A 7,193-nucleotide genomic window follows, 5' to 3' on the forward strand; every position below is an offset into this window, starting at 1 on the left:
GAGAGCCACGCCGCGCACGGCGGCTGGTTGCGTCGCCTCGCCCGGGCCTGCCTGCGGCATCCGGTGCTGGTCACGCTCGCGCTCGCGGCGGCCGTCCTCGGCGTCGGCGTCCAGGCAGGCACACCGCTGCTGGTGCGGGCCGCCGTTGACGACGCCGTGGACGGCGAGACAGGGCGTCTCGGCCTGCTCGCGGCCGCCCTGCTCGCGCTGCAAGTGGTGGCCTTCGGCAGCGCCTTCGCCCGCCGCTACCTCGGGGGCCGCCTGGCGCTGGACGTGCAGCACGACCTGCGCCGCGACGTGTTCGCCTCGGTGTCCCGGCTCGACGGCGGCACGCAGGACTCGTTGCGTACCGGCCAGATCGTCTCGCGCGCCATCACCGACCTCCAGCTGGTCACCAGCTTCCTGATGCAGGTGCCGCTCTCGATCGGCTCGGTGGTGTTCGCGCTTCTGGCGCTCGGCGCGATGCTGTGGATGTCACCGCTGCTCACCGTCATCGCCCTCGTGGTGGCACCGGCCGTGGGCATCGTGGTGGCGGTCAGCAGGAAACGGCTCTTCCCCGCGACCTGGGCGGCGCAGCAACGCGCCGCCGAAGTGGCCCAGCAGGTCGAGGAGACGGTCACCGGCGTGCGGGTGGTCAAGGGGTTCGGGCAGGAGTCCCGCGAGGTCGGCACGCTCGAGGGCACCGCCCGGACCCTCTACGCCGAGCGGCTGCGGGCGGCCCGGCTGTCGGCCGTGCCCACCGCGACGACCTCCGCACTGCCCGCGGCCGGGCAGGTCGCCGTGCTGGCCCTCGGCGGCATCCTCGCCCTGCGCGGCGAGATCAGCCTCGGTACGTTCCTGGCCTTCGCCACCTACGTCTCCGCGCTGGTCGGTCCCGCGCGCATGCTGGCGAGCCTCGTCGTGCAGGCTCAGCTCACCCGCGCCGGCGCGGAACGGGTGCACGAACTCGTCGACGCCCAGCCCGAGGTGCGCGATCCCGAGCACCCGGTCGCGGTGCCGGACGGACAGCTCGACGTCCGCCTCGACGACGTGCGGTTCGGCTACACCCGCGACGAACCCGTGCTCGACGGCCTCTCCCTGCGGGCACACCCCGGCGAGACACTCGCGCTGGTCGGCACGGCCGGGTCGGGCAAGTCCACCGTCTCGCTGCTGCTGCCGCGGTTCTACGATCCGCACTCCGGCTCCGTGCGCGTCGGCGGCACCGACGTCCGGGATCTCACGCTGAGCGACCTGCGCCGCACCATCGGGGTGGTGTTCGAGGAGCCGTTCCTGTTCTCCGACACCGTGCGCGGCAACATCGCCTACGGCAAGCCGGGCGCCACGGACGAGGAGGTGGTCGCGGCGGCCCGCGCGGCCGAGGCACACGAGTTCATCTCCGCGCTGCCCGACGGCTACGACACCGAGGTCGGCGAACGCGGGCTGACCCTGTCGGGCGGGCAACGGCAGCGCATCGGCCTGGCGCGCGCCCTGCTCACCGACCCGAGGGTGCTCGTGCTCGACGACGCCACCTCGGCGGTCGACACGGTGACCGAGGCCGCGATCCACGAGACCCTGCGCGGGGTCACCCGCTCCCGCACCACCCTGTTGATCGCGCACCGGCGCTCCACGCTCGCACTGGCCGACCGGATCGCGGTGCTCGACCAGGGGCGCGTGGTCGACGTCGGCACAGCCGGACAACTCCAGCAGCGGTGCGCGCTGTTCCGGGACCTGGTCTCCGGGCCGGACGAGGACGTCGAGCACGTGCACCGGCACGGCACGCTCGAACGCGACGAGACCACCGGCCTCACCCCGGGGCTGTGGCCGGAGGACACCGTTTCCGACGCCGAGGACGACAGCACCGAATCCGCCGAGGCGGCGGCGCGGCGTGCGCTCACGGCCCCCCGCGGCGGCCCCGGAGGACGCGCCTCGCTGGACCTTCCGCCGACACCCGACCTGCTGCGCCGCGTGCGCGAGTTACCCGAGGCCACGGGCAGGCCCGAGCTCGGCGAGACCGACCCGGCCGCACCCGATCCCCGGTTCACGCTGCGCGGGGTTCTCCGGCCCGTGCGGGCGCTGCTGGCGGCGGTCGTGGCGCTGGTGGCCGTTGACGCGCTGGCCACCGTCGCGGTGCCCGCGCTCTACCGCAGCGGGGTCGACGACGGCGTCCGCGCCGGTGCGGAGTCGGTCGTGCTGATGGCCGCCGGGATCGGCGCGCTGGTGATCGCGGTGGACTGGCTGGCGGTCGCCGTGCAGACACGGATGACCGCGCGCACCGGCGAATCGGTGCTCTACCTGCTGCGGGTGCGCAGCTACGCACACCTGCAACGGCTCGGCCTCGACTACTACGAGCGCGAGCTCGCGGGCCGGATCATGACCCGGATGACCACCGACGTCGACGCGCTGTCGACGTTCCTGCAAACCGGACTCGCCACGGCGGTGGTGAGCATGCTGACGATCCTCGGGATCGGCGGCGCGCTGTTGCTCACCGACCTCGGGCTCGCGCTCGTGGTGTTCGCGGTGCTTCCCGTGCTGCTGATCGCGACCTGGGTGTTCCACCGGCGCGTCTCGGCCGCCTACACCGAGGCGCGCGAGCGGGTCAGCGCGGTCAACGCCGACATGCAGGAAAACGTCAGCGGGCTGCGGGTGTCCCAGGCCTACACCCGCGAGCAGCACTCCGCCCGGCAGTTCGCCTCGCGCAGCGACGCCTACCGCCGCGCCCGGCTACGGGCACAGCGTTACGTGGCCACCTACTTCCCGTTCGTCACACTGCTCTCCGGCGTCGCCGAGGCCGCCGTGCTGGTCACCGGCGCGAACCGGGTGGCCGCCGGGACCCTGCCCGTCGGCGTGTTGATGGCGTTCCTGCTGTATCTGGGACTGTTCTTCTCCCCTGTGCAGCAGTTGTCCACCGTGTTCGACGGCTACCAGCAGGCCAAGGTGGGGCTACGCCGCATCGGTGACCTGCTGCGCACGCCGACGTCGGTACCGGAGAGCGACGATCCGGTGCCGGTACCGCCCCGGTTGCGCGGCGAGGTCGAGCTCTGCGACGTGGACTTCTCCTACGCGGGCGCGGAGACACCCGCGCTGAGCGGGATGTCGCTGCACGTGCCCGCCGGAACCACCGTGGCGTTGGTCGGCGCGACCGGCGCGGGCAAGTCCACCGTGGTCAAATTGGTGGCACGCTTCTACGACGTCACCGGTGGCACGGTCTACCTCGACGGGGTGGACGTGCGCGACTACGACCTGGCGGGCCTGCGCGGCAGGCTCGGCGTCGTACCGCAGGAGGCGCACCTGTTCTCCGGCACGGTGGCCGACAACGTGCGTTACGGCCGTCCCGATGCCACCGACGCCGAGGTGGAGGAGGCCGTGCGCGCGGTGGGCGCGCTCGAAGGCGTCGCGGCGCTGCCGCACGGTTTCCACCAGCAGGTCGGGGAGCGCGGCCGGTCGCTGTCGGCAGGGCAGCGTCAGCTCGTGGCGCTGGCGCGGGCGGAGCTGGTGGACCCGGACGTGCTGCTGCTCGACGAGGCCACGGCGGCACTCGACCCGTCGACGGAGGCGGTGGTGCTTCGCGCCACCGACGAGGTGGCCCGGCGGCGCACGACGTTCGTGGTCGCCCACCGCTTGGCCACCGCCGCCAGGGCGGACCGCATCGTGGTGCTCGACAAGGGCCGCATCGTCGAGCAGGGCACCCACGACGAACTCGTGGCCGCCGACGGCCACTACGCGCGGCTGTGGAAGCTCAGCGTGGCACCGGACGGCGCGGACAGAACACGCGTGCACCCCGATGGCGCGGGACCCGGCGCCTGACAGACCGTCCTGGATTCGAGCCGATTCGAGCCGGGGATCAGGCCTGATGAACAGTCGTTTCTGGCAGCTCGTTGCGCTGAAGCCAGATTTTCGACAGCTTCGTCGCCGCGGCCCGGAAAACAGCGTCCCGATTCTCGTCCTCCGGCCACACTCGTTCCGAGGCGCGGTCGAAGAACAGTACCCGTCGAGGACCACTCGCCGACTGGAACCAGTACTTCGCGACGGTCCCATTGTCGTCGACACGGCGCAAATTGACGAGCATCGCCATGTGAAGGCCTACCTCCAAGGCTCGTTGTAGTCTTCATTGGTCGCGGCCGGAATCCGATCTTCCCAATTGGACACCTCGTTCGCGGCCCGGTGCGCCTCCCAGTACACCGCATTCGGGTTTCGCTGCCAGTAGTCGCTCTCGGCGAGTTCGTGTTCCAGAAGCGCGAGGTCTTCGGACTGGTGTCGGCCGGACCGGAGCCGCAGCCACGCTTCCGCCATGTCGGGGTTGGCCTCGAACCTCTCGTGCACGACGCCGCCAGCACCGTCGTCCAGTGGATGCGTCTCGAAGAAGACATGGTTCTTGATGCGTTCGACCTCCGCATGGCTGAACCCCGTACCACCGTCGAGGCGGGGTGCGTTCTCGAGGTTACGCGCGACGGCGGCCACATCGTCGGAAGCTCTGATGTTGTCGTACGCCTCGTTCGCCCACCGATCGTTGCGCTCCCACGAGCGGACTGTGTCGTCCATCCGGGGGCGGCTGGAACCGCCGGACTGCCCCGCGGCCGCCGACCCACCGTCGCTTCTGACGGGTGATGTCTGACGGCTGCCGTCGAGCGAGTGGTCCGGACCGGACGTGCCCGGACCAGTCACTCCCGTCGCATCCGGCCGCCGGAGCCCCGTTCCGCTCGGCGCCGTGGTCCCGCTCGGCCCCGTGGAACTACTCGGCGCCGTAGAACTGCTCGGGGCCGTAGAACTGCTCGGGGCCGTACCGCCGTCCGGCCGCACCGTCGGCGTGTCGATTCCGGGCGTGGCCGCGCCGGACGGGGTGGTCGCGCCGGACGGGCTCCCGCCGTCGATCTTGCGGCCCAGCTTCGCCAGCGCCTGGATGATCTCGTCCAGCTTCGAGACCACGCGGCGCAGCAGCGGGGAGACGTTGCTGATCGTCTTGACGAGCTTGCGGATCAGGTCGCTGATCGTGGAGATCGCCTTGCTGATCGCGGCCGTGGCCTGCGCGGCCACCAGCGGGGTGGCGAAGCCGAGAGTGCCCGCCGCCTCCAACGCCCACGTGATCAGCTTGCCCACCAGCTCGGCCACGAGGTCGCGCACGGTCTCCCGCACGGCCGCGACGACCTCACCCATGATCATCACACCGGTGGAGATGCCCTGCGACAGCGACGCCGCGCCCGCCACCGCGTCGGCCTGGACGGCCGCCGACTCCCGGTAGGCGTCCGCTCCCGCGCCGGTCCAGCCTGCGGTGCCGTTGTCCGCCTCGGCGGCCATCTCCTCGGAGATCGCGGCCACCTCGGTGGCGACGTTGGCCCAGGTGTCCGAGAACGACTGGATCACCGGCGGGTCACCGGCCAGCCAGTCGAGTGCCTCCTTGAGCGGCTGGACGTGCTCGACCAGCCATGACACCCCGTACTGCAACAGCGTGCCGACCGGATCGATCGCCATGGACAGCACTTCGAGGCCCATACCGACCGCCCCCAGCCCGGCGGCCACCCACGACCCGTCCTCGATGCCCTGTGCGAGTCCCTGCGCGGACTCGGCGATGCCGATGCCGGTCATCGCCGTGGTCTGGGACTGCTCCTGCGCCACCAGCGGGTTGGGCCCGGTCATCACAGACCGCTTCCCGCCTGCGTGACCGCCGACGCGGTCTCACCCTCCTGGCCGGTGTAGGCGTCCGCGGCCTCCCGCACCTTCCCCGCCGTCTCGGAGATCGTCTCGGCGGCCTGCTCCAGCGCGGTGACGCCCATCTCCTCGAACGGCTGGAGCAACAGCGCGAACGGCTGACAGATCACGCCGTAGGCGCTGTTGTCCATCGTGACCTGGCGTGCCGCGTCCACCGCCGTGCGCATCCGCTCCGCGAAGCCGTCGACCTTGCCGGAGTGCGCGTGCAGCTCGCCGGTGAGGACCTCGTAACCCGCACCACCGCTTGTCATCCTCGAACCCCCAGTTCTCGTCGGTCGCCGTGCGCGTTTCGGTCAACCACGGCGGAAGAAGGACTCACCGCCGAAGTCGTCGTCCTCGGGCTCGAACCGCCGCTCGCGACCCGAGGGCGGGGCCTGTTCCTCGTCCGGCTCGGGGTCCTCGGGGAACTGTTCCGCGGCGGTGGCCAGGATGTGCCTGCTGATCCGGTCGTCACCAACGGTCGCCTCGGTGATCTCCCGCAGCCGCTCCGGGTACCGCGCCTGCGCCTTGTGCATGGCCCGCACGACACTGGCCGCGATCTCGTCGGGGCTCATCGACCGCACCGCGTCGGTCATCGCCACGTCGGTGGGCACACCGTTGGAGCCCACCGTGACGCTCACCGCCCCGGAGGCCACCGATTCGGTGATCGAGATCTGCTCGACCTCCTCGCGCATGCGCTCGTAGCGCTGCGCCCGCTCGGTGGCGTCCCGCTCCCAGTCGTCCACCATCCGCTCGACGTCCCCCAGATCGGCCACGGCCCTCTCCCTTCCCGGTCCAGCACTACAGAGACGGAGGGCGCGCCTCGCCGGTTCCCGGTGCTCTCCGCGCGGTGCGGCGATGCGCACGCATGACATCGTCGGCGAGTAACGAGCAAGGCCGAAACGGCTGGTCGGCTGAATGTGTGTCCGGCATGGCCGCAGGACACGCCCCGGCGGCGCCGGCACGGGTGCCGGCCCGCTCCCGACAGGGCCGAACGAGCGTTCCGCTGATGCCGACGCGCCATCCCCCGGCAGGTTCGTGTGACAAATATCACTTCATCGGTAAAGCTCCGTGGCGCACCGGTTCGGAGAGCGCCGTGACCGACTTCGCTGACGAACGGACAAACCAGGGGGTTAGCCTGGTAGGCGCGCAAGCGACCAACCAAGATCGAGACGGATAGAGGCGAGTCCCAGCCGTGTCCAGCAGCAGCCCTGCGTCACAGTTCGGCCCCAACGAATGGCTCGTCGAGGAAATGTACGACCAGTTCCTCGCCGACCCTTCCTCAGTCGATGCCGCCTGGCATGAGTTCTTCGCAGACTTCACTCCCACCCAGGACAACCGGGCGAAGTCGGACTCCGCCGCGACCGGACGCGCGGCCTCGCCCAACGGCAAGTCGGCCACGGACGCAGGGACCAGCGCGACGAAGCCGTCGACCACCGCGTCCCGGACGGGCACCACGCAGCAGCCCGGCTCCACACAACAGACGGCAACCGGGCGGCAGGCCCCGGCGGCCCCGAAGGGCGACGGCGCCG

Annotated in this window: 6 protein-coding genes; 2 read left to right on the plus strand and 4 right to left on the minus strand. The window is 71.3% G+C overall.

The genetic code is table 11. From position 1 onward, the window contains the following. Positions 1-27 precede the first annotated feature (27 nt). Entirely contained in the window at positions 28-3,783 is a 3,756-nt protein-coding gene (locus SACSA_RS21665) for an ABC transporter ATP-binding protein (protein WP_048876488.1), read from the plus strand. A gap of 37 nt (positions 3,784-3,820) precedes the next feature. On the opposite strand, the gene SACSA_RS0105350 is transcribed toward SACSA_RS21665, so the two are convergent. The 4 genes from SACSA_RS0105350 to SACSA_RS0105365 are packed head-to-tail and all read right to left on the minus strand — an operon-like array spanning position 3,821 to position 6,437. Beyond that, positions 3,821-4,051 carry a hypothetical protein gene (locus SACSA_RS0105350; protein WP_019814144.1) on the minus strand — a complete coding sequence of 77 codons (231 nt, stop codon included), beginning with the start codon at positions 4,049-4,051 and terminating at the stop codon, positions 3,821-3,823. An 8-nt stretch (positions 4,052-4,059) separates the two neighbouring features. Continuing rightward, entirely contained in the window at positions 4,060-5,610 is a 1,551-nt protein-coding gene (locus tag SACSA_RS26620) for a WXG100 family type VII secretion target (protein WP_028661564.1), read from the minus strand. Continuing rightward, positions 5,610-5,933: a type VII secretion target gene (locus SACSA_RS0105360; RefSeq protein WP_019814145.1), complete on the minus strand. Its 324-nt coding sequence runs from the start codon at positions 5,931-5,933 to the stop codon at positions 5,610-5,612. Before SACSA_RS0105360 ends, SACSA_RS26620 begins: the two co-directional genes overlap by 1 nt. Before the next feature lie 42 nt (positions 5,934-5,975). Then, on the minus strand, positions 5,976-6,437 hold the full coding sequence (locus SACSA_RS0105365) for a YbaB/EbfC family nucleoid-associated protein (RefSeq protein WP_019814146.1): 462 nt from the start codon (positions 6,435-6,437) through the stop codon (positions 5,976-5,978). Positions 6,438-6,856: 419 nt separating this feature from the next. On the opposite strand from SACSA_RS0105365, the gene SACSA_RS25735 reads away from it, so the two are divergent. Next, positions 6,857-7,193 (plus strand): 2-oxoglutarate dehydrogenase E1 subunit family protein (locus SACSA_RS25735; RefSeq protein ID WP_198008951.1); only part of this gene is annotated, 337 nt, incomplete at its 3' end.

Source organism: Saccharomonospora saliphila YIM 90502, assembly GCF_000383795.1.
GTDB lineage: Bacteria > Actinomycetota > Actinomycetes > Mycobacteriales > Pseudonocardiaceae > Saccharomonospora > Saccharomonospora saliphila.

Coding starts and splice junctions, on each gene's coding strand:
- SACSA_RS0105350 (WP_019814144.1), bottom strand. CDS start 4,051: ATGGCGATGCTCGTCAATTTGCGCCGTGTCGACGACAATGGGACCGTC.
- SACSA_RS26620 (WP_028661564.1), bottom strand. CDS start 5,610: ATGACCGGGCCCAACCCGCTGGTGGCGCAGGAGCAGTCCCAGACCACG.
- SACSA_RS0105360 (WP_019814145.1), bottom strand. CDS start 5,933: ATGACAAGCGGTGGTGCGGGTTACGAGGTCCTCACCGGCGAGCTGCAC.